This is a genomic window from Nocardia jejuensis NBRC 103114, from assembly GCF_001613145.1.
Taxonomy (GTDB): domain Bacteria; phylum Actinomycetota; class Actinomycetes; order Mycobacteriales; family Mycobacteriaceae; genus Nocardia; species Nocardia jejuensis.
Map to the genome: position 1 here is coordinate 107,876 of NZ_BDBU01000034.1, position 18,312 is coordinate 126,187.

Annotated in this window: 16 protein-coding genes; 4 read left to right on the forward strand and 12 right to left on the reverse strand. The window is 68.1% G+C overall.

All coding sequences use genetic code 11. From position 1 onward, the window contains the following. Positions 1 to 130 precede the first annotated feature (130 nt). The 7 genes from NJ1_RS26245 to ftsY all read right to left on the reverse strand — a co-directional run bounded on the left by NJ1_RS26245 (position 131) and on the right by ftsY (position 9,896). On the reverse strand, positions 131 to 1,234 hold the full coding sequence (locus NJ1_RS26245; RefSeq protein ID WP_067699042.1) for an amidohydrolase family protein: 1,104 nt from the start codon (positions 1,232 to 1,234) through the stop codon (positions 131 to 133). Between the two features lie 498 nt (positions 1,235 to 1,732). Further along, positions 1,733 to 3,295: a signal recognition particle protein gene (ffh, locus tag NJ1_RS26255; protein WP_067699046.1), complete on the reverse strand. Its 1,563-nt coding sequence runs from the start codon at positions 3,293 to 3,295 to the stop codon at positions 1,733 to 1,735. A gap of 91 nt (positions 3,296 to 3,386) precedes the next feature. Further along, positions 3,387 to 3,695: a hypothetical protein gene (locus NJ1_RS26260; RefSeq protein WP_245717589.1), complete on the reverse strand. Its 309-nt coding sequence runs from the start codon at positions 3,693 to 3,695 to the stop codon at positions 3,387 to 3,389. A 180-nt stretch (positions 3,696 to 3,875) separates the two neighbouring features. After that, positions 3,876 to 6,332, reverse strand: coding sequence for a [protein-PII] uridylyltransferase (locus tag NJ1_RS26265; RefSeq protein WP_067699048.1), 2,457 nt, complete (start codon positions 6,330 to 6,332; stop codon positions 3,876 to 3,878). A 128-nt stretch (positions 6,333 to 6,460) separates the two neighbouring features. After that, positions 6,461 to 6,799 carry a P-II family nitrogen regulator gene (locus NJ1_RS26270; protein WP_040811017.1) on the reverse strand — a complete coding sequence of 113 codons (339 nt, stop codon included), beginning with the start codon at positions 6,797 to 6,799 and terminating at the stop codon, positions 6,461 to 6,463. Positions 6,800 to 6,802: 3 nt separating this feature from the next. Beyond that, entirely contained in the window at positions 6,803 to 8,140 is a 1,338-nt protein-coding gene (locus NJ1_RS26275) for an ammonium transporter (protein WP_157574216.1), read from the reverse strand. 232 nt (positions 8,141 to 8,372) lie between these two features. Next, the gene (ftsY, locus tag NJ1_RS26280; RefSeq protein WP_067699051.1) at positions 8,373 to 9,896 is read right to left on the reverse strand and encodes a signal recognition particle-docking protein FtsY; all 1,524 of its coding nucleotides are present in this window, start codon (positions 9,894 to 9,896) and stop codon (positions 8,373 to 8,375) included. A gap of 237 nt (positions 9,897 to 10,133) precedes the next feature. Between ftsY and NJ1_RS26285 the strand changes: the two genes are divergently transcribed. Further along, the gene (locus NJ1_RS26285) at positions 10,134 to 10,523 is read left to right on the forward strand and encodes a DUF2237 family protein (protein ID WP_067699053.1); all 390 of its coding nucleotides are present in this window, start codon (positions 10,134 to 10,136) and stop codon (positions 10,521 to 10,523) included. 329 nt (positions 10,524 to 10,852) lie between these two features. On the opposite strand, the gene NJ1_RS26290 is transcribed toward NJ1_RS26285, so the two are convergent. After that, the gene (locus NJ1_RS26290) at positions 10,853 to 11,968 is read right to left on the reverse strand and encodes an FAD-dependent monooxygenase (RefSeq protein WP_067699055.1); all 1,116 of its coding nucleotides are present in this window, start codon (positions 11,966 to 11,968) and stop codon (positions 10,853 to 10,855) included. An 88-nt stretch (positions 11,969 to 12,056) separates the two neighbouring features. Here NJ1_RS26290 and NJ1_RS26295 point away from each other — a divergent pair, with 88 nt between their 5' ends. Next, positions 12,057 to 12,644 (forward strand): TetR/AcrR family transcriptional regulator, encoded by a 588-nt coding sequence (locus NJ1_RS26295; RefSeq protein ID WP_067699057.1) that lies wholly within the window; start codon positions 12,057 to 12,059, stop codon positions 12,642 to 12,644. 127 nt (positions 12,645 to 12,771) lie between these two features. Here the strand turns inward: NJ1_RS26295 and NJ1_RS26300 are convergent, their stop codons facing one another. Continuing rightward, entirely contained in the window at positions 12,772 to 13,680 is a 909-nt protein-coding gene (locus tag NJ1_RS26300; RefSeq protein WP_084478844.1) for a TetR/AcrR family transcriptional regulator, read from the reverse strand. Positions 13,681 to 13,785: 105 nt separating this feature from the next. Between NJ1_RS26300 and NJ1_RS26305 the strand changes: the two genes are divergently transcribed. Continuing rightward, complete coding sequence (locus NJ1_RS26305; protein WP_084478846.1) at positions 13,786 to 14,682, forward strand: NmrA/HSCARG family protein; 897 nt, start codon at positions 13,786 to 13,788, stop codon at positions 14,680 to 14,682. A 72-nt stretch (positions 14,683 to 14,754) separates the two neighbouring features. On the opposite strand, the gene NJ1_RS26310 is transcribed toward NJ1_RS26305, so the two are convergent. After that, positions 14,755 to 15,870: an alkene reductase gene (locus NJ1_RS26310; RefSeq protein WP_067699059.1), complete on the reverse strand. Its 1,116-nt coding sequence runs from the start codon at positions 15,868 to 15,870 to the stop codon at positions 14,755 to 14,757. 67 nt (positions 15,871 to 15,937) lie between these two features. Here NJ1_RS26310 and NJ1_RS26315 point away from each other — a divergent pair, with 67 nt between their 5' ends. Then, positions 15,938 to 16,312 (forward strand): MerR family transcriptional regulator, encoded by a 375-nt coding sequence (locus NJ1_RS26315; RefSeq protein WP_067699061.1) that lies wholly within the window; start codon positions 15,938 to 15,940, stop codon positions 16,310 to 16,312. A gap of 172 nt (positions 16,313 to 16,484) precedes the next feature. Here the strand turns inward: NJ1_RS26315 and NJ1_RS26320 are convergent, their stop codons facing one another. Further along, positions 16,485 to 17,141, reverse strand: coding sequence for an HAD family acid phosphatase (locus tag NJ1_RS26320; RefSeq protein WP_067699063.1), 657 nt, complete (start codon positions 17,139 to 17,141; stop codon positions 16,485 to 16,487). A gap of 90 nt (positions 17,142 to 17,231) precedes the next feature. Next, the coding region (locus tag NJ1_RS26325) for an AAA family ATPase (protein WP_157574214.1) at positions 17,232 to 18,312 on the reverse strand (1,081 nt) is incomplete at its 5' end.

Sequence of the window (18,312 nt, forward strand, 5' to 3'; positions counted from 1 at the left end):
GTCCGGACTTCCGCACCGACCGGGCGCCCCGGACTCGGATCGACTCGCCATGACGGCCTCTACTGAATCCTGCCCGGAATCACCCGCTGGATGGCGGGCGCGGCCCAGCACAAACTCCTCCGGCAGCACCTCACCGATAGGCGGTGACCGGGTCGCGGCGGTCGTACACCCGGCCGCGCAGCACCACCCAGGACGGAGTGTTCAACACGGCGAGGTCCAGTCGTGGATCCTGCTGGTACACAACGAAATCGGCGGGCGCACCGGGTTCGATACCGACGTGCCCCAGCCAGGATCGGGCATTCCAGGAGGATGCGCCCAGCGCGTCGTGCGCGGAGAATCCGGCACCGGTCAGCGCGACGATCTCATCGGCGATCCGCCCGTGCGGGATGGACCCGCCGGCGTCGGTCCCGGTGTAGATGGGCACACCGGCTTCGCGCGCGAGCGCGACGGTCTCGCGGGAACGGCGATGCAGGTCGCGCATGTGCGCGGCATACACCGGGAATTTGCCCGCGCCGTCGGCGATTTCGGGAAAGGTGTCGATATTGATCAGCGTCGGGACCAGTGCGGTGCCGTTCGCCGCCATCATGGCGATGGTGTCCTGCGTCAGACCGGTGCCGTGCTCGATGCAGTCGATTCCGGCGTCCAGCAGCCCGACGAGCGCCTCCTCGCCGAACACGTGCGAGGTCACCCGCGCCCCTTCGCGGTGGGCCGCGTCGATGGCCTCCTTCAGGATGGCGTCGTTCCACAGCGGACGCAGGTCGCCGACGGCCCGGTCGATCCAATCCCCGACGATCTTGACCCAGCCGTCCCCGCGCCGTGCCTGTTCGGCAACGATCGCGGGCAGGTCCCGCTCGTCATCGAGTTCGATGCCCAGTTCGCGAATGTAGCGGCGCGGCCGGGCGATGTGCCGGCCGGCGCGAATGATCCGCGGCAGATCCTCACGATCGTCGATGAACCGGGTGTCGATGGGCGAGCCCGCATCACGCAGCAGCAGCGCCCCCGCATCCCGCTCGACCTCGGCCTGCGCGATCGCCCCGTCCCGATCCTCGTCTCCGCCACCGTATTTGATCCCGACGTGACAGTGCGCGTCGACCAGCCCCGGCACGATCCATCCGGACGCGTGCACCGTCTCGGCCTCGGCGATCGGCTCGAACCCGATCACCCCGTCGTGCACCCAGAGATCGCGCACCTCGTCCCCGGGCAATACCACCCCGCGAAAATGCAGACGCATCATCGGCCTCCTCGCACGCAGTGTCTCGACACGAACCATGCTCCACTACAAACTACTGCGCACCCCGGAGCAAGATCACCGACGCCCGGAGTTCGCGCGGTGCGCCCCGGCCCGCCACCGAATCCCTCGCGTGTCCGAGCCGGAGTCTGCCCGTAGCGGTTGCGATACACCTCCCGATACCTGTGCGAAGTCGGGAAACCTTCCTCGAACACGATCCTGTTCATCGCGAGCGGCAGCGCCATGGGACAGTCGCCGATCCGCGCGCTCGGGACCGTACGCAACAGCGCGCCCGGCGGCGTAGCCCCGGCACTCTCGAACACTGTGCAGGGAAGCCGAATCGACCGCCGGTGACCGGCATCGACCGGGCCTCTCCCACAACGATGCCCGAGCCGGTGGCACTGGGCGTCATCTCGAGATCGCCGGAGCCGAGACATACTGCCGCACAGAGCACTCGGGCCCGTCGCGTGAAGCGACGGACCCGAGTGCTCTGTGCGAGAGTCCCTAGTTCTTGGGGAAATTCAGCTTGCTGAGGTCGAAACCTTCCAGCCCGGGCGGCAATTCGTTCAAACCTGCGGGGAGGTTGGAGATGTCGGGCATGCCGCCGGGGAGGCCGGGCATGCCGGGGAAGCCGCCGCGCATCTTGGGCTGGGTGGGGCCGCGGCCGCCCTTCTTGCCCTTCTTGCCGCCCTTGCCCTTCTTGTTGTTGCCGCCACGGCCACCGGGGAGGCCGAACTGGCGGCTCATCGCGCCCATCATCTTCTTGGCTTCGAAGAAGCGGTCGACGAGCTGGTTGACGTCGGTGACGGTGACGCCCGAGCCGTTGGCGATGCGCAGGCGGCGGGAGGCGTTGATGATCTTGGGGTTGTCGCGCTCGGCCCGGGTCATGCCGCGGATGATGGCCTGCACGCGGTCGAGCTGCTTGTCGTCGACCTGGGCGAGCATGTCCTTCATCTGGCCCGCGCCCGGCAGCATGCCGAGCAGGTTGCCGATCGGGCCCATCTTGCGGATGGCCAGCATCTGCTCGAGGAAGTCCTCGAGGGTGAGCTCGCCGGAACCGATCTTGCGGGCGGCTTCCTCGGCCTGCTTGGCGTCGTAGACCTGTTCGGCCTGCTCGATCAGGGTGAGCAGATCGCCCATGCCGAGGATGCGCGAGGCCATGCGGTCGGGGTGGAAGACGTCGAAGTCTTCGAGCTTCTCACCGGTGGAGGCGAAAAGGATGGGCTGGCCGGTGATCTCACGCACCGAGAGCGCCGCGCCACCGCGGGCGTCGCCGTCGAGCTTGGTGAGCACGACGCCGGTGAAGCCGACGCCGTCCCGGAACGCCTCGGCGGTGGCGACCGCGTCCTGGCCGATCATGGCGTCGAGCACGAACAGGATCTCGTCGGGATTCACCGCGTCGCGGATGCCGGCGGCCTGCGACATCAGCTCGTCGTCGATGCCGAGGCGTCCCGCGGTATCGACGATGACGATGTCGTACTGCTTCTGCTTGGCCTCCTCGATACCGTCGCGCGCGACGGCGACCGGATCGGAGGCGGTGATGCCGAGCGGGTTGTCGCCGCCGCCGATCGAGGTGCCCGGATGCGGCGCGTAGACCGGCACCCCGGCCCGCTCGCCGACCACCTGAAGCTGGGTGACCGCGCCGGGTCGCTGCAGGTCGCAGGCGACCAACAGTGGCTGATGCCCTTGGCCCTTCAGCCATTTCGCGAGCTTGCCCGCGAGCGTGGTCTTACCGGCGCCCTGCAGACCGGCCAGCATGATGACGGTCGGCGGGTTCTTGGCGTACCGCAGTCGCCGGGTCTCGCCGCCGAGAATGCCGACGAGTTCCTCGTTGACGATCTTGACGATCTGCTGGGCCGGATTCAGCGCCGCGGAGACCTCGGCGCTCTTGGCGCGCTCCTTGACCCGGGAGATGAAACCGCGGACCACGGGCAGCGCCACGTCGGCCTCGAGCAGGGCGAGCCTGATCTCACGTGCGGTCGCGTCGATATCGGCCGGTGACAGGCGCCCCTTTCCTCGAAGGTCCTTGAGGGCACCGGCCAACCGGTCGGAAAGGGATTCGAACACCGATCGCGCTCCTGGTATCTCGACGGACGTCACTCGAGATACCAGGGTAGTGGGATCTGAGCCGAGCTGTTATTCCAGCATATTGCAGTGGCTATTCGAGTGAACGCGGACGCACCCGCGGGCGGCGCAGGTCGTGCTTCTCCGCAGCCACCATCAGGACCGCCTCGCGGGCGGTGAGTCCGAGTTCGCGGGCCATGACGTCGAGTTCGGTCCAATCGGGTTCCTCGGGCGCGTCACCGGCCAGGGCCGAGGCGATGGTCATGGCGGTCACCGCCTGCGGACCGGAGAGGGCTCGGCCGGGCAACCAGGACACGACCCAGCGATCACCTCCGACGCAGCGGGCAATGTGCGGGGTCACATCGCTGGTCATCATCGACGCGGAGTCCACTTCTATCGCCACCTACCGCTCCCCTCGTGCTCGCGGTGTTCACGCACCCGAGGTGCGCGACCCACACAGTGCTCAGGGGAGCCTAAGGTGTGGCGAGCGTCACTCGACATGCATTTCAGCAAATTACTCGCAACAATTGAGTTAACTGGCAAACGTACGGTTTGCCAGTTAATTCAGGACCCGGGCCGCCGGTCAGAAAACAGTGGCAGATCCGTTTTCCGTGTCCGATTCCGGTGATTTCTTCGGTTGTTGCGGAGGCACCACCGCAAGCACCGCCAACTCGATTCTCGCGCGGCGTTCCGGCGTGTCGTCCGCGCCGAGATCCAGGCAGAAGGAATCGATCACCGCGGCGCCCATCGTGACCACCTTCGCCCAGGAAACATTCACCCCGGCGTCGGCCAACGCCGCCGCCAAACGAGACAGCAGCCCGATTCGATCCTCGGCACGCAATTCCAGCAGCACCCGCCCGGGCTCGGCGGTCGGGAACCAGAACACCCGCGGCTGGGCCTGCGCGAACGGATTCGGTTGCGTCCCACCGGCCTCGCGCTCCTTGCGCGCGAGGACCGACACCAGGTCCAGATCACCGTTGATGGCCCTGATCAATTCCTGGCGCAGCAGTCCGGCGTCCGGCGGATCACCGAATCGAGGCGCGACCACGAATGTATCGATCGCCGATTTTCCGACGCTCACGAGATTCGCCGACAACACCCGTAGAGAATGCAGCGCGAGAACTCCGGCGGCATCGGACAGCAATCCCGGATTATCCGGAGCCACGACGGTCACCACATGCGTGTATCGCCCGTCTCCCGGTTTCAATTCCACGTGCACGCCGCCCGTTTCCGCACGGGCGCGAAGATCATCCGGAATTGTCTCGGGTTCGGGAAGTTCCTCGCCCGCCATCGACATCCGGCACCGCCGAACCAATTCTCCGATGAGCGAGGATTTCCAGTCGTTCCAGACTCCGGGACCGGTGGCCAGCGAATCCGCCTCGGCGAGCGCGTGCAGCAATTCGAGCAGGTGCGTATCACCGTCCAGCGCCTCCACCACGGCTTTCACCGTCGCGGGATCGTCGAGGTCGCGCCGGGTCGCGGTATCGGGCAGCAGCAGGTGATGACGCACCATCGCCGAGAGCGTGCGCACGTCCGAGGGCCACAGCCCGAGTCGCCGCCCGATCGAGGTGGCCAATTCCGCGCCGACGACGCTGTGGTCCTCGGTGCGGCCCTTGCCGATGTCGTGCAGCAGCGCGCCGATCAGCAGCAGGTCCGGCCGGGACACCCGGGTGGAGAGCGCGCCGGCCTGCGCGACCGCCTCCATCAGGTGCCGATCCACGGTCCAGGTGTGCATGGCGTCGCGCGGGGGCAGGTCCCGCACCACACCCCATTCGGGAAAGAGCCTGCCCCACAAGCCGGTTCGGTCCAGGGCTTCGATGGCGGCGATGGCGCCGCGGCCCGCGCCCAGCAGCACCAGCAGATCGTTGAGCGCCTCCTTGGGCCACGGCTCGCGTAGCTCGGGCGCGTCCTCACCGAGCCGGTTGAGCGTGTTCGCGGCCATCGGCAGACCGGTCTGCGCGGAGGCCGCGGCGACCCGCAGGATCAGACCGGGATCGCGCTGCGGGCGGGCATCGCGCGCCAGCACCACCTCACCGGAATGCTCGACCACCCCCTCATCGAGCGGTCGGCGCACCGGGACGCGGCGCAGTCGCGCGAGCCCGCGCCGCGGCAGCGCGTTAGCTGCCGTGCGCAGTCCCACGTCAGCGGAGTAGCTGACGGTTCGCGCCGCATCGCTGAGCGTTCGGGCGAGGTCGAATCGGTCACCGATGCGCAGGGCCGCGCCGATTTCGTCGGCATCCTGGGCCCGCAGTTGGTCGCGGGCTCGCCCCGCCACCCGATGCAGCTCCGTGCGAACGTCCAGCAACCTTCTGTGCGCCTGCAGCAGCCCGCCGCCAGGCACGTCCGGACCGAGCCCCGGCATGGCATCGGTCAGTTGTGCGATGGCGAGGGCGTCCAGCAGCTGGATGTCCCGCAGCCCGCCGTGCCCGTTCTTGAGATCGGGTTCGGCGCGATGCGCGATCTCTCCGCTCTTGCGCCAGCGGGTTTCGGCCTGGGCGATGAGCGCGTCGAACCGCGAGCGGATTCCGGTGCGCCAGTCCCGGCGCACCCCGCTGATCAGCAGATTGCTCAGCCCGTCGTCGCCGACGATGTGCCGGGCCTCGAGCATGCCGAGCGCGGCGGTGAGATCGTCGGCCGCCACGCGCAGCGCCTGCGGCACCGTGCGGACGCTGTGATCGAGCTTGATGTGGGCGTCCCACAGCGGATACCAGAGCTGATCGGCGACCTCGGCGACCCGTTTCGGATCGACGTCGTCGTACAGCAGCACCAGATCCAGATCCGAATACGGCAGCATCTCGCGCCGGCCGAGTCCGCCGACCGCCACGATGGCCAACCCGCTGTCGGCGGTGATGCCGACCTCGTGGCCCTTGGTGGTCAGCCACAACTCGTAGAGATCCACCAGCGCCTGGCGCAGCGTCTCGGGCTCGAGTCGCGAGCTGCGGCCGTGGCCGCTGTGCTCGGCGAGCAGTTGATCTCGGGCCCGGACCAGATCCGAAGCGCCATTGGAGACCTTCTCGTCGCGTGCGTGCTCGAAACCCACAACCCACCACCCATCTCATTCAGTTCTTCGAGCGCAAGCGGCGGCCCCGGATCCGTCGGTCCGACACCGACGGAGGCCGGGGCCGCCCCTTGTTCTCGCTAACTCTTACCGAGCGCTTCCTGGATCTGTCAGAGAGCGTCGGAGCCGCGCTCACCGGTGCGGACGCGAATGATCGCGTCGACCGGGGTGACCCAGACCTTGCCGTCACCGATCTTGCCGGTGCGAGCCGCTTCGACGATGACCTCGACGACCTTCTCGACCGACGCGTCGTCCACGACTACCTCGACTCGCACCTTCGGAACGAAGTCGACCGAATACTCGGCACCGCGGTAGACCTCGGTGTGGCCCTTCTGGCGGCCGTAGCCCTGCACCTCGCTGACGGTCATGCCGAGCACGCCCGCCTGCTCCAGGCCGGTCTTCACATCTTCCAGCGTGAACGGTTTGACGATTGCGGTGATCAGTTTCATGCGTCATGCCTCCTTGACGGCGGTGGAACGTGCCGTGCCACCCACAGCAGCGAAATCGTATGCCGATTCAGCGTGCTCGGACTCGTCCAAGCCCGTGAACTCCGCTTCTTCGTCCGCGCGGAGACCGATTGTGTACTTGATGGCGAGCGCGATGATCAGGGTCGCGATACCGGAGAACGCCAGCACAGCGCCCGCTCCGGCCGCCTGCTTGACGAACTGATCGAAGCCGCCACCGTAGAACAGGCCCTTGACGGCAGCCGGGGCCTCCGGCGCGGCGACCAGACCGACCATCAGGGTCCCGACGATGCCGCCGACCAGGTGCACGCCGACCACGTCGAGCGAGTCGTCGAAGCCGAAGCGGTACTTCAGGCCGACCGCGAGGGCGCACAGCACACCGGCGACCAGGCCGATGGCGAGCGCGCCGACCACGTTGACCGAGGAGCAGGACGGGGTGATGGCGACCAGACCGGCCACGATGCCCGAGGCGGCGCCCAGCGAGGTGGGCTTGCCGTCACGGAACTTCTCCACCAGCAGCCAGGCGAGCATGGCCGCACCGGTGGCGACGGTGGTGGTGATGAAGGTGGCGCCGGCGATGCCGTTGGAGCCGACGGCCGAACCGGCGTTGAAGCCGTACCAGCCGAACCACAGCAGACCCGCGCCGAGCATCACGAACGGCAGGTTGTGCGGGCGCATGGGGGTCTGCGGCCAGCCCTTGCGCTTGCCGAGGACGATCGCCAGGACCAGGCCGGCGATACCGGCGTTGATGTGGACCGCGGTGCCGCCCGCGAAGTCGATCGCCTTGAGCTTGTTGGCGATCCAGCCGCCGTGCTCACCGGTCACGCCGTCGAAGGCGAAGACCCAGTGCGCGACCGGGAAGTAGACGACCGTGACCCACACGGCCGCGAAGAGCAGCCAGGAACCGAACTTCAGGCGGTCTGCGACCGCGCCCGAGATGAGGGCAACCGTGATGATCGCGAACATCAGCTGGAAGGCCACGAAGACCGTCGAGGGGATGGTGCCGACCAACGGGATGTTCATCGTGACCGACGCGTCCGTGGCGCTGGCGAGGTAGGTCCCGCCGAACAGGGTCTTGAGGCCGAAATACTGTGCCGGGTCGCCGAACAAGTTGCCCTTGTCCTCACCGAATGCCATGGAGAAGCCGTACAACACCCACAGGACGGTGACCACGCCCATGGAGCTGATACTCATCATGATCATGTTCAGCACGTTCTTCGAACGGACCATGCCGCCGTAGAAGAACGCGAGTCCAGGTGTCATCAGAAGCACGAGTGCTGCGCTGGCCAGCATCCATGCGGTGTCGCCGGTATCCGGCACACCCATTGTGGGAAACGCCACCTTGAAGTCCTCCTCATCTCGAGCTCGGCCGATAACGCGGCGAACGAGCCTGCAATGAGGTTCCTCAGTCGGTGTTTCATCCGTGATCCTGCGGCGTTTCACCTAGGTGAACGGATGAGATTGCAGTGTTGCAGTCACGTTTCCGAGTTCTCACCGCTGTTACGGCGGGTGGGTGAGGCTGATGCTGTTCCCCTGGATTGAACCAGGTCAGAGGCGTTTATCCGAGGAGGGCGTCGACGAACGCGCCGGGCTCGAACGGAGCGAGATCATCCGCGCCCTCACCCAAACCGACCAGTTTCACCGGTACGCCGAGCTCGTGCTGCACCTGAAACACGATGCCGCCCTTGGCCGTTCCGTCCAGCTTCGTCAGGGCAACACCGGTGATCTTCACGACTTCGGCGAACACCCGGGCCTGGGTCAGGCCGTTCTGGCCGACGGTGGCATCGAGCACCAGGAGCACCTCGTCCACCTCGGCCCGCTTCTCCACCACGCGCTTGACCTTGCCCAGCTCGTCCATCAGGCCGGTCTTGGTGTGCAGGCGGCCCGCGGTGTCGATCAGCACCACGTCCACGCCACGCTCGATACCGGCGCTGACCGCGTCGAAGGCGACGGCCGCCGGATCGGCGGCCTCCTTGCCGCGCACGGTCTCCGCGCCGACGCGCTCGCCCCAGGTCTGCAGCTGATCGGCGGCGGCGGCACGGAAGGTGTCCGCCGCGCCGAGTAGTACGCGGCGACCGTCGGCGACCAGTACTCGCGCGAGTTTGCCTGTGGTGGTGGTCTTTCCGGTGCCGTTCACGCCGACGACCAGGAGCACCGCCGGGTGATCGTCGTGCGGCAGGGCGCGGATGGAGCGATTCAGCTCCGGGCGCAGCGCCTCCACGAGCACCGAGCGCAGGATCGCGCGCGCCTCGGCGGGGGTGCGCACGGTGTGCGAGGCCATCTCCTGGCGCAGGCGCTGCACGATCGTCGCGGTGACGGCGGTGCCGATATCGGCCATGACGAGGGTGTCCTCGATCTCCTCCCAGGAATCCTCGTCGAGGTCGCCGCCGCCGAGCAGGCCGAGCAGGGACTTGCCGACGGCGTTCTGGGAGCGGGAGAGGCGGCCGCGGAGCTTGGTGAGGCGACCCGCGGTGGGCTCGATCTCGGGGATGACAACGATGTCGGCCGGGGCCACGTCGGGGCCGGCGGGCTCGAACACCTCGGCCGGGGCCTCGACGGGGGCGAGCGGTTCCGCGGGCGCGACGGTGTCGAGCGGGGCGGTCTCGGTGGGCGCGCTCGCGGACTCGACGTCGGTGACGGCAGCGGAGTCGGCGGTAGCGACAGCATCGGGGGCCGCAGCGGCCGCGGCGGCCGCATCGACCTCGGCGGCCTCGGCGTCACCGGGGGCGAGTTCGGGGCCCTGCAGCGGATCCGGCAGCCGCACGTCGGTGATCCCGCGTCGTCCCGAATCGCGCGGGACGGCGGCGTCGTCGCCGATGTGCGGTTGGCCCTCGTCGTCGGTGCGCTCGATCCGCACGGGTTCGGGTTCGGGCTTGGGCAGGGTGGCCGTGCCCCCGCCCTCGCTGAAGCTGAACCCTCCCGATGCCGCGTATCCACCCGACCGGTCGGCCAGCTCCTTCGTCTCGGGAGCGGCCTCGGTGAGGGAGATGCGGCGGCGCTTGTACAGGACGAACCCGGACACGAACGCAACCAGCAGCACCGCGGCGATAGCGGCAATGAGGATCCAAGCTTGTGCAGTCACACCCCCATCCTTTCAGAGGCTCCGCGGTTGCCCGATTCACACACCTACCGACGAGTTGCGTCACCGTGTTCGGACGGGCCGCGGGCGCTGTGGCCTAGCACACAAAGTTGCGAATGAACGATGGACACGCCGAGATACCGGTCCTGAACTCGGCTTACAACCGTCCAGTCTGCTCGAGAACGCACCACAGTGCCCAAGGCGCGGCGAATGCGACACCGAGACAATAGGATCGGCGACGTGACCGATCGAAATGTGCTTGGGGGACCGCTGGAGGAGTGTGGCACCGATCCTCTCACCGGCTTTTACCGGGACGGCTGCTGTAGCACCGGGCCCGAGGATCTTGGCAGCCACACCGTGTGCACCGTGGTGACCGCGGAATTCCTGGAGCATCAGAAGTCGATCGGCAACGATCTGATGACCCCGCGGCCGGAGAACAACTTCCCCGGCTTACAACCGGGCGACCGCTGGTGCGTGGTGGCGGTGCGCTGGCTGCACGCACACGAGGACGGCGTCGCCGCACCCGTGATTCTGGCCGCCACCCACGAGAACGCGCTCGAGGTGGTCCCGATGGACACCCTGCGCAAATACGCCGTGGACGTCCCCAACGACGTGAGCGATCTGCTCTGACATCGAGCTGGGCGGCGCAGTGTCATCGGATCGCAGCAGGGGCGATTCGATGACCGTGCCCCGTGGTGACGGACTGCCAACGCACACAACGATTTCGCGCGAGGGTGGACGCCCGCGCACATCACGGCCCGGGTCGGAAGCGACCCGGCGAACGCGTCCGCAGTTCGCCGATACCGAGTTTCCAGGCATCGCCGATGAACTCGACGGACGCCCTCGACAAACAGTCGGATTCAGCACACCATCAGATGCACTCGACGACGTGTTGCGATTACGGCCTGAACCGGCAGCGCTCCGCGGGCACTGTTTCTCGCAGCCCGACCCCGGGCTCATCACATACCGGGCATGAATCGCACGGCCGTGTCGCGCAACCGGATTCCGAGACGGCTGCCGGGCACGATCATGGCGGCGGCCAGACGCACGGCCCGCTGTTTCGGACCGGTGAGCGTGCGGTGGCGCCGCTCGTAGCGCCCCAGGGCTCCGCCGGGGTCACCGGGCGAACGGGTCAGTTCCTCGGCGAGGGTGTGCGCGCCCGCGATCGCCAGACTGGACCCCTCGCCGAAGAGCGAGACGCTGGAGGCGGCGTCGCCCAGCAGCGCGGTGCGGCCGGTGGACCAGCGCCGCAGGCGAACTCGGCTCACCGAGTCGAAGTACATGTCCTCGGCGGCGCGCACCTGATCCAGGAGCGCACCGAAGATTCCGGCCCGGCCCTCGAAGGCCTCGAGCACCAGGTTCTTGTGCTGCCCGAGGTCGCGGTGATCGACGCCGGAGGCGAGCGAGCGCCGGAAGATGAAGGCGGCGAGCGGTTTTCCACCCGCCGGATGCACGGACAGCGATCGACCCGGGGTGTTGTGCATGACCACCTCGTTCTCGCCGCCGTAGGCGCGGTCGACCCGGAGGGTGGCGACGTACATTCCCATGTGCCGCACGAATTCCCGTTCGGGGCCGAACGCGAGGTTCCGGACGTTGGAGTGCAGTCCGTCCGCACCGATCACGTAGTCGTAGGTCGCCGGGTCGCCGTCACCGAAGCTCACGTCCACGCCCGAGGCACGGGAGGTGAGGCCGGTGATCGTGTCGCCCCAGCGGATGTCGGCGTGCGGTCGGGCCGCGTCGAGCAGGACGCTCGCCAGATCGGCTCGGGCGAGCTCCACTTCGCCCTCGACGGCGGCACGGTCCGGGTTGCCGATGGCGACCCAGGCGCGCCGGCCGCCCGCGCCGTCGAGGAAGCTGAGCCGGTTCGCGCCGGTCGCCGCCTTGCGCAATGCGGGCATGACGCCCATGCGTTCCACCACGTCCAGGGCCGGGCCCCGGACGTCGATGGGGTTTCCGCTCGATCGCTGCCCGGCGGCGCGTTCCACCACCGTGACGTCGAAACCGTTGCGGCCGAGCCAGTACGCCAGCGTCGAACCGCCGATGCCCGCTCCGGAGATCAGAACCGATGTGCTCATGAGTACCACCCAGACGATATGTGGACGAATTTCGTCCGCTTAGGCCGATGCTACGCTAACCGGAACAATTTCGTCCACTTAGTGGGAGGTGAGTCCGACGACCGAGCAGTTGCGGGCCGACGCGCGCAGCAATCGCGACCAGATCCTGAACGCGGCGCTCGCGGTCTTCCGGGAGCGCGGCACCGACGTGCCGATGAAGGAGATCGCCGAACGCGCCGGAGTCGGAGTCGGCACCCTGTATCGCCGTTTCCCCGACCGGGACGCGCTGCTGATCGCCACCGCCCGAGCCCACCTGCAACGGCTCGCGGACCTGGCGGCCACGGCGTGGCGAGAGGAGCGCACCGCCTGGCTCGGCATGCGCCGGTTCCTGCGCGAATGCGTCGAAATGCAGCTCGGCGCACAGTCTTCGGCGATCGGCCCCTCGGTGCACCAGGCCATGCACGCGGACCCGCGCCTGCTCGACATGCGCGCCGGAGTCGTGGATCTGGTGCGGCGCATGACAGCCCGCGCCCAGGCCGACGGCGACCTGCGCACCGACATCGGCCCCGACGACGTGGCACTGCTGATGACCGTGCAGGTCTACACCCGTGAGAACGAGTCCTACACCGACGCCGTCGACCGCGTGATGACCATCATGATGGACGGGCTACGCCCACCGGGGCATTCGACGGAGTGACACACCGCCGCCCGGCGGGTGGCAGCGAAAGTCGTTCAGCGCGAGGGTCTTCGGAGCGCGGGCGGGACCCCTTGTCCGCGCAACACGATTCCCGCACTCGAGCCCGGTGTGCGCACGGTGCCGGTGGTCACGGAACGAGCGCCGCGGCTCGGCGACGACGGTGGGCCTTCTGACGGCACGCGGGTGAGCAGTAGCGGGGTGGCCGGCCGGTGCCGATGGGGTGGATGGGGGTGGCGCAGATCGGGCAGCAGGGATGGGCGGTTTCGTCACGGGGCGGAGTTTCGTCACGGCGAGTGGGCGATGTTCCGAGTTTCGTGACCGCGGTCGGGCGGGGGTGAGCGCGCATGGCCTGCAACACCATTGCGGCGGGACGCGCGAGAGTGGGGCCCGGGTCCAGGCGTTGGATCGCGATGCAACCGGTGAACAAGGCCAGCACATCGGCGACGGTGAGGTCGGGGCGCACGGAGCGCTGGCGCTGGGCGGCGGCGAGGAGGTGCCCGAGAGCGGCGTGGAAGCGGACTCCGGCGTCTCGCAGGAGTTCCTTGGGCCAGCCGTCACTCTCGACCATGTCGCACAGGGCCTGGTTGCCGGGGGTGGAGGTCACCACCTCGGCGCAAAAGGCGAAGAAGGCGGCACCGGCGTCCGGTGCGTCGCGGAATCCTACGGCCAGGGCGGTGAGCCGGTCGATGCGCTGCTGCATCACGGCTTCGAGCAGATGGGTCTTGCTGGGAAAATGGCGATGCACGGTGCCCGCGCCGACACCCGCCCGGCGAGCGATCTCCGCCAGTGACACCGACAGCCCGGCCTCGGCGAAGGCCCGCTGTGCGGCAGCCAGAACGAGGGCCCGGTTCCGGCGGGCATCGACGCGGGCATTCGGAGCGCTCCCGGGAACGGTCGCGTCAGGAACGTTCGGCGTCGCGCCCGGACGGCTCGCATCGTCTGCTCTGGGTCCGGTCGAACGGGCTGCGGGCCCGGCGTTCCGGGCAGCGGCGAGCCCGGCCGCGGAGATGGTTCGAGTACGCGGTGCGGGGGTCATTTCGTTACGCGATTCCTGTTGCGGCACTGGCGGACCCGGTGGGGGCGCTCGTAGCGTCCGGATACGGGTTGATCGACCCGAATACTACCGAAGGAATGCGTGAAAATGTCTGATCGGAATGGGCTCGTCCTGGTCACCGGCGCGACCGGTAAGCAAGGAGGCGCGACCGCGCGGGGGCTGCTGGCGGCTGGGCGGTCGGTGCGGGCGCTCGTGCGTGACCCGGAATCCGCGGCGGCACAGCAACTCACAGCGGCGGGCGCTGAGCTGGTCGTCGGCGATTTCGACCGGCCCGACTCACTCGTGGCGGCGGTCGCCGGTGTCGGCGCGGTCTTCGCGGTGCCACCCGCCGCGTTCGGCCCGGACGGCTGGGATGTGGAATTGGAGGCCACGCGCGGGGAGCGTCTGCTCGAGGCGGCGCGAGTAGCCGGCGTCGAGCAGTTCGTATTCACCGGTGTCGCCTCGTTCGAGCTCGAAAGTCAGTGGGGCGCGAAGGGAAAGCGCCGGATCGAGGAGGCGGTGCGCTCCAGTGGGCTGCGCTGGACGATTCTGCGTCCGGTCCGCTTCATGGAGAACTATCTGATGCAGGGGTTCCCGGTCGACGGCATCGCCGATGGTCTGCACCGCCACCTGTTCCCGGCAGACCGGCCGCTGCAGATGATCGCCGTCGACGACGTGGCGGCGTTCGCGGTGCTGGCGTTCACGGACCCCGAGCGCTTCCATGGCCGCACCCTCGAGCTGGCCGGAGACGCACTCACCCCGTCCACCGCGGCCGAACTGATCACCGAGATCACCGGCCACCAGGTCCGGTACCAGGAGATCGGCGAAGACGAGGCCGCCGGACTCGGTCCGGAGATCTCCGCGGTGCACCGGCTCTCCAGGCAGGGCCAAGGCTGGCACGCCGATATCCCCGCGCTCCGCGACATTCATCCGGGCCTGCGCACACTTCGCGCCTGGCTCACCGAATCCGGTGCCGCACAGCTGAAACCCCTGCTGACCACGTAGCACCCACCTGCTCGGCCCGGCGGACTCGCGCGATGAATCCGTTGGCGTCGAACCGGTCCCGTCTTCGGCATCTCACGCCGCGCGCTCACCCGCCTCGATCTGCGCGAGGGTCGGGTAGTCGGTGTAGCCGTCGGCCCCGCCGACGTACATGAGCGGCTCGTCCCGGAGCCGGTTGAGCGGTGCGTTCACCCGCAATCGTTCGACCAGGTCCGGGTTCGAGATGAAGGACCGGCCGAGTGCGACGAGGTCGGCTCCGGCGGCCACCAGATCCGCGGCGGCTCCTCGCCCGCCGTCCTCGGGCAGCGGTACACCCCAGCCCAGATTCGGGTTGGCCATCAGGACACCGGGCCAGATCTCGCGGATCCGCTGGAACAGAGCGTCTTTCGGGTCCGCGAAAACGATGTGCAGGTAGGCGAGGTTCTCCCCGGCCAGAGCGGTGACCAGCTCCTCGTAGATGGTCTCGGTATCGCCCTCCTGGATGCCGTTGAAGGTCCCGCGCGGCGAGATCCGCACGCCGACCCGATCCGCCCCGATGGCATCGGCGACCGCGGTCACCACCTCCACGCTGAATCGAATCCGGTTCTCGATCGAGCCCCCGTACCGGTCGGTGCGCCGATTGGTGTTCTCGGACAGGAACTGGTGCAGCAGATGACCGTTGGCGCTGTGGATCTCCACGCCTTCGAATCCCGCGGCGAGGGCGTTCTGCGCGGCGGTGACGAAATCCGCCACGGTGTCCGCGATGTCGGCGGTAGTGAGCTGCCGCGGAACGACCGCGTCCTGCGGCCCACTCGCGGTGTGAATGGTCTCCGGGAGCGCGATCGGCGAGGGAGCGACGGGCACCAGCCCACTGTTGTCCGGGTGGCCCACCCGCCCGCCGTGCTGTAGCTGCAGGAACATTCGCCCGCCGCGCTCGCGCACCGCGTCGGTGACCCGGCGCCAGCCCGCGATGTGCGAGTCGCTGTAGATGCCCGGGATGTCGGCGTAGGTCTGTCCGACGCGATTGGGTGTGGTGCCCTCGGCGATGAGCAGTCCGGCTCCGGCCCGCTGCGCGTAGTGGGTGGCCATGAGTTCGGTCGCAGTGCCGTCCGCCGCCGCGCGATTGCGGGTCAGCGGGGCCATCACGAGACGGTGCGAAAGCTCCAGGTCACCGATGCGGGCGGGGGTGAAGAGCGCCTCTGTGTTCGTCATGCCGGTACCGTAAAACCTGACATTGATGTGAGAGGCAAGCCCTGATTCGAAAGGCCTGGTGAGCGGCATGCGCATCGGCGAGTTGGCGCGGCGTACCGGCGTGAGCGAGCGGTCGCTGCGCTACTACGAGGAGCAGAATCTGCTGGCCTCCGAACGCACCCCGGGAGGGCAGCGCGATTTCTCCGAGCTCGCGGTCGATCGGGTGATCCACATCCAGGAACTGTTCGCGGCGGGCTTGAACGGCAAGAAGATCGCCGAAATCCTGCCCTGCATGCGCGATACGGACGGCGGCGCGAACGAGCGGGCGACGCCCAAGCTGGTCACCGAATTGCGTTCGGAGCGTGACCGAATCGATCGCACCATCGCCGACCTGCAGCGGTCACGCGAGGTGCTGGACGACGTGATCGGCCGGGCCGGAGAGCATTTCAGACCTGTGCGGTAGCACCGATCGGCTCGCACTCCCGGCACCGAACGAGCTCACTGTGGCGAATACGCGCGATCTCGACGGTCGAGGCGCGATGCGCGCCCGTCGACGCGATGGTGCACACGCCGACGGGCGAGCGTGAATCCCTTCAGGGCACAAGCTCATTCAGGATTTGCTTCCGAACCTCGGCTCACGCCAGTGCCCCGTCGTAATCGGGCAGCTTGAAGGTCTGCTGAGCGTGCCCGCCCGCCAGATCCGACGCACTGTTGCCGATATTCGCGACGATCGTGTAGCCCTGCCCCTCGATGCTCACCCGGGTGGCGGTCTTGTAGGCCTCGAGCGCCGCCGCACCGCTGGAGCCGGTGGTGAGTCCGCCGCCGTACACCTGAGTGGGCGAGTAGCCGACCGCGGTCAGGTTGACCTGGGAGTAGATGTTCAGCAGCGACGGCCGTCCGGTCACGAAGAACAGCGCCACGCCTTGCTGTTTCGCCCATTTCGCCAGCGCCAGCATGGGCGGGATCGCCGGGGTGATCGGGCCCGGGTTGTACTGGGTTTCGAGCACCGTGTTGTCGATGTCGAACACGATGGCCGGTTTGCTCGCGCCCGGGATGGCACCGGTGAGGTAGCTCTGCGCGGCGTTGGCGACGGTGGTCACGTCGGAGATCCACTGGCTGTAGCTGGGCAGGTTGCCGCTGCCGCCGCCGGACCCGGATCCGCCGCCCGACAGCGAGGAGGATCCGCCGCCTCCGGACAGAGAGGACGAGCCGCTGTCGGCCAGCGCGGCCGGGAGCGGGATGGCGAGGGTTGCTGCGACACCAAGAGCGATACCTGCGATAGAACGTCTCATAAGCACCGCACGGTATTCGCGCGCACAGTCCTACGTGATCATGTTTCACAACCTCGCGGGGTGGCCTTTTTCACTCCCGCTGAGCGGGAATCAGGTTGCCGCGGAACCGACCAGGTTCTCCCCGCGCATGCGCTGCGAAATCACCTGCGTGATGCCGTCACCACGCATGCTGACACCGTAGAGCGCGTCCGCGATCTCCATGGTCGGCTTCTGGTGGGTGATGACGATCAGCTGACTCTTTTCGCGCAGCTGCTCGAACAGCCCGATGAGCCGGCGCAGGTTGGTGTCGTCGAGGGCGGCCTCGACCTCGTCCATGACATAGAACGGTGAGGGCCGCGCACGGAAGATGGCCACCAGCAACGCGACCGCCGTCAGCGACTTCTCACCGCCGGACAGCAGCGAGAGTCGCTTGACCTTCTTACCGGGCGGGCGCGCCTCGACCTCCACGCCGGTGGTGAGCATGTCGGCGGGGTTGGTCAGCAGCAGCCGTCCTTCACCGCCGGGGAACAGCTTCCCGAAGACGCCGACGAATTCGCGCTCCACGTCCTCCCACGCCTCGGTGAAGACCTGCAGGATGCGCGCGTCCACCTCCTCGACCACGTCGAGCAGATCCTGACGCGCCTTCTTGACGTCCTCGAGCTGCGTGGCCAGGAAGTTGTAGCGTTCCTCGAGCGCCGAGAACTCTTCCAGCGCCAGCGGATTCACCTTGCCGAGGGTGGTGAGGTCCTTCTCCGCGCGCTTGGCCCGGCGTTCCTGGGTGGCACGGTCGAACGGCATCGGCTGGGGTTCGCTGACCTGATCCCCGCGCTCCTTGGCCTGCGCGTATTCCATCAGTTCCAGCGCGCTGGGCGGCATCGGCACGTCCGGGCCGTACTCGGCGATGAGATCGTCCAGGGCGAGGCCGAATTGTTCGGAGATGGTGGTTTCGAGCTGTTCGATCCGCAGCGCCGCCTGCGCCCGGGCCACCTCGTCGCGGTGCACGGCATCGGTGAGCTGGGCCAGCTGGGTGTTGAGCGCGCGGGAGCGCTCCTTCGTCTGCTCCACCTGAGCGGCGAATTCGGTTCGGCGGCGGACCAATTCGTCGCGCCGCGCCGATGCCTCGGCCACGACCTGCTCGAGCTGGACCGCCACCTTCGCGGCGGAGTCGGCCACGGCGGCCGCGACCGCGGAG